The organism is Deltaproteobacteria bacterium (assembly GCA_009929795.1).
Taxonomy (GTDB): Bacteria; Desulfobacterota; Desulfovibrionia; order Desulfovibrionales; family Desulfomicrobiaceae; genus RZZR01.
Genome location: RZZR01000215.1, coordinates 1 through 3,428, shown reverse-complemented (window position 1 = coordinate 3,428; position 3,428 = coordinate 1). Strand labels below are relative to the sequence as shown.

5 protein-coding genes are annotated in these 3,428 nt (G+C 58.2%); 4 read left to right on the top strand and 1 reads right to left on the bottom strand.

Going from position 1 to position 3,428, the window contains the following annotated elements; all coding sequences use genetic code 11:
* From EOM25_13330 to EOM25_13320, 3 genes are all read left to right on the top strand, one after another.
* Positions 1-648, top strand: a 648-nt coding sequence (locus tag EOM25_13330; protein NCC26156.1) for a pyruvate:ferredoxin (flavodoxin) oxidoreductase, incomplete at its 5' end; no start/stop codon positions are given.
* 80 nt (positions 649-728) lie between these two features.
* A complete protein-coding gene (locus EOM25_13325) occupies positions 729-1,154 on the top strand; it encodes a DUF3783 domain-containing protein (GenBank protein ID NCC26155.1) in 426 nt (141 codons plus the stop codon).
* A gap of 162 nt (positions 1,155-1,316) precedes the next feature.
* Complete coding sequence (locus EOM25_13320; GenBank protein NCC26154.1) at positions 1,317-1,763, top strand: hypothetical protein; 447 nt, start codon at positions 1,317-1,319, stop codon at positions 1,761-1,763.
* A 54-nt stretch (positions 1,764-1,817) separates the two neighbouring features.
* Here EOM25_13320 and EOM25_13315 read toward each other — a convergent pair whose 3' ends face one another.
* The gene (locus EOM25_13315) at positions 1,818-2,582 is read right to left on the bottom strand and encodes a laccase domain-containing protein (GenBank protein NCC26153.1); all 765 of its coding nucleotides are present in this window, start codon (positions 2,580-2,582) and stop codon (positions 1,818-1,820) included.
* Positions 2,583-3,071: 489 nt separating this feature from the next.
* Here EOM25_13315 and EOM25_13310 point away from each other — a divergent pair.
* Positions 3,072-3,428 (top strand): succinate dehydrogenase/fumarate reductase cytochrome b subunit (locus EOM25_13310; protein NCC26152.1); only part of this gene is annotated, 357 nt, incomplete at its 3' end.

Genomic DNA, 3,428 nt, shown 5'->3' with positions numbered 1-3,428 from the left:
GCCTACGACATTGGCTTCGGCGGTCTGGACCACGTCCTGGCTTCGGGCGAAGACATCAACATCCTGGTCCTGGACACCGAGGTTTATTCCAACACCGGGGGGCAGTCCTCCAAGTCCACGCCCTTGGGGTCCATCGCCAAGTTCGCCGCCGCCGGCAAACGGACCGGCAAGAAGGACCTCGGTCGAATGCTCATGACCTATGGCTACATCTATGTGGCCTCGGTCTCCATGGGCGCCAACAAACAGCAGTTTCTCAAGGCCCTGATGGAGGCCGAGAGCTATCCCGGCCCATCCATCATCATCTGCTACGCCCCGTGCATCGGCCAGGGCATCAAGAAGGGCATGGGCAAGACCCAGTTCGAGGAAAAGCTGGCTGTTGACTCGGGCTACTGGCCCCTGTACCGCTTCGACCCAAGGCTCAAGGACCAGGGCAAGAACCCATTTGTTCTCGAATCCAAGGCCCCGGACGGTACCCTGCAGGAATTCCTCTCCGGCGAGAACCGCTACAACCTCTTGGAGCGCATGTTCCCGGAAGATTCCAAAATGCTGAGAACCAAAATCGAGAAGGACTATACCGAACGCTACGAGGCCCTGAAAGTGATGGCCGAGGGGTGCCCGGTCTGCGAAAGCGAAAAGAAAAAGGACTAGGGTTTTGACAACGACCGACGTTGAGGCGGCCTGGGAAAGCCCGGGCCGCCTTTTTTCACTGAAATATAAGAGGAAAGGTAATGTCACCTGAAGCCACGTTTACTCGGCTGGGCCAAGCGGACGAACCCATGTTCGGGCCAAGGGCCCTGCTGGTCTGCGGATTTCCGGTTCAGGATCAGATCAAGCTGCTCCGCGGTCTGTCCGGGGCCGGAAGCCTTGGCGATCTAAACGTGATTTTCGCCACCGACGAGGACCAGGAACTGGTCATAAGCGAGATCCTAGACCGGGAACACCGCTCCGGCATGGGACAAGTCTCGCCCCTAGCCAGGGCCACAATCATGTCCGGCTGCACCGAGCAGGAGGTCCACGGCCTGCTGAACCTGTTCAAGACCCTCCGATTCACTCCGCAGCTTATGGCCACCCTGACCCCGACCTCGGCCCAATGGAGTTTGGAGGATTTGCTGACTGAAATGAACCGGGAACGGGCCACCCTAGCCGGGCTCTGACCGCTCAATAAATCAGGGGCTTCGACCGGTCGCACGGCTACCCAGACCCACGGTCCGAACCCGCCGATGCCTTTCTTGCCTCATCAATGGATCTCAGGTAAGAAATGACATTCGATTGTCGCTGAACGGACATGAAACCAATCAATCACCAGGAGGAACATAATGAACGCTGCCGAAAAAGTTCAGCCTCTGCACGGCGAACAAACCGACTACAAAAACGCGGTCCAACACGACATCATCGATTCCAGCCGCAAGGACATGGGCAGGATCGGCCTTTTTGTGGCCATCCTTTGCGTCATCCTGCTCGTGGTCTTCTTCTTCGGGTTCAGCCAGAATTTCAGCAGCCTGAACCACAAGGTCGAGGCCCTGGAAGCCGTCCAAGGACAGATCACACAACTTGGATCCCGGATGGACGGACTGGAGACCAGCCTGTCCTCCCTGCAGAACCTGCCTGAAAAGGCCCGAAAAATGGTTCTGACCTCCCAGGTTCAGGAAATTTCCCAAAAGGCCGCCTTTCTGAGCACTCAGGTCGACCAGGCCCAGGCCGACAAGCTCAAGCAGGCCCAGGCCCTTTTGAACGACGTTCAGAAAGGGTTGGCCGCGGAATAGTTCCGGCCTTTCACCTCACAGCCAGGACCGGCCGGGTAATCCCGGCCGGTCTTTTCATTTCTCCATCCAGATGAGGGCCGTCTGCCGTCCGCACTGTTTCTCCCGTCGATAGGAGAAGAACAGATCCATGGACTCGAAGGTGCAGATGTCCAGCCCGTAGATCTGATATTCCGGCACTCCAGCCCCCAAGAGCTGATCTCGGGTAAGCCTCCAAAGGTCCATAGTTTTGTCCGCCTCTCGATAGTAGGCAGCGAACCCAGGCCCCCACTCCTTTTCGAAACCGACAAACTCGCTGTGATCCGGGCCCAGGCTCGGCCCCCGGATCACATGAACATTTTCGGGCTCCAGTCCGTATCGGCCGCAAAACTCGGCCACTCCCCGACCAGGGAAATTGGCTCGATTGCCGCGCCAGCCGCAATGCAAGGCACCGACATGGCTTCCTGATCCGTCGGTCATCAACAGGGCTTGGCAATCCGCCGTCTTCACGACCAGCGGCAGGCCCCTTTGCCTTGTTGCCAGGCCGTCCCCGTCCTGCTCCGGACCGAAGAATCCTTCGGTACCCGGCTCAAAAACGATCCGCGTTCCATGGGCCTGTCGCAACTCGGCCCAGCCCGGCCACATAAATCGCCCTCTCAACTCACCCCGACGACGACGGACGGATTCCTCGGCCTCACCGACTTCCAAGGACAGATTTCCGTCCATTCCCGGCCCCCGAACCGTGAACAGGCACCGAACCCCGGAAATGCCCGGAAATTTGAAGGGAATGGTCCGGATCATGAGCGTCTCCCAATAGTTTTCATGTTCAATCCTCGATGACATTCATTGTGGGCGGCAAGCCTGTCCCTGGTTGCAACGCGGAGGTCGAACTCAGCAAGCGTCGGAACCAAACCGAGACTCCAACCGACTACACGATCCCCCAGGTGGTCAAGACCGGTCGACAAAATCTTCACCTGCTGCGGCCCAGAGATGGGTAGTGGGTTTCTTGGCCCTGAAAACAGTCTCTAGTTCTTTATGACCTATCCCGAAGGGAATCAAAGAATATCTAACTCGGGGCCATACTCTGGATCGTGTATCTAATGGTTGGCTCAGGCTCCGGTAATGCTCCATTTTGCGACTTGAAGACCCTGCCGGAATTGACCATCCCCACCGTTTGCAGTAGTCGTTTTCACTTGCGCCATTCCCGCCGACCAGAGTTCGATCTTGAGGCCTTTTCCAGGCCTGAAACGACTCGGAGCCGACCACGGGCCCGGGGACGCACGGTTTTCATCAATCACATCCTTGGCCAAACCCATACCTTGGAGGATCAAGATGGCAATAGACCTCACCATGCACATTGACCGGCCAGGCCGCAGAGACGCCCTACTCGACTGGCTCCAGATGCTGACCGGCGCGGGGCTCATCGTCTTCATGTGGTCCCACATGATCCTGGTCTCTTCCGTGGTCATCTCCCCCCGGGCCATGGACGCCCTGGCCTATTTCTTCGAGGCCACATATATGGCCCAAGTCGGAGGACCCCTCATCTTCATGGCCTTTCTCCTCCACTTTGTCCTCGGAGCCCGCAAGATACCCTTCCGGGCTCGGGACCAGCGAACCATCTGGCGTCACAGCCTCATGCTCCGCCACCGGGACACCTGGCTCTGGGTCGTCCAGGCCGTCACGGCCATG